This is a genomic window from Pseudomonas sp. 05N434, from assembly GCF_056396965.1.
Genome location: NZ_JBFTMK010001190.1, coordinates 1 through 377 on the forward strand (window position 1 = coordinate 1; position 377 = coordinate 377).

General features: G+C 61.3%; 1 pseudogene. It reads left to right on the forward strand.

Annotated elements, in window-relative coordinates:
* Window positions 1–228: 228 nt before the first annotated feature.
* Window positions 229–377: pseudogene (locus AC1DLB_RS32375) on the forward strand (diguanylate cyclase); the annotation flags it as partial.

A 377-nucleotide genomic window follows, 5' to 3' on the forward strand; every position in this document is an offset into this window, starting at 1 on the left:
GTGGCGAGGGAGCTTGCTCCCGCTCGGCTGCGCAGCAGCCGCAATACCTGACGACGCGTTTTAACTGAAAAAACGCGTCGCCAATACCGCCCGGCGGGAGCAAGCTCCCTCGCCACGAAAAGCGGGAACTTCGCCCCAAATCTCCTATCTCAAAGACACTTCGCCACCCCGGCGGGCTTTGTGTTGGCCGCTGTCGAAATAGCGGCACGCCCTTTGAGACTTGTGCCGATGGTCAATAAAAACCTACAAGACACATCCCTTCCGCAGTGGCCCGAGGCCGCGCAAACGCTGATGGCGCTGATGCATGCGCAGGGCGAAGTGGCGCGCCTGAGCGAACGCGAACAGCTGTTCAGCTCGCTGCTGGTCAGCGTCAACGC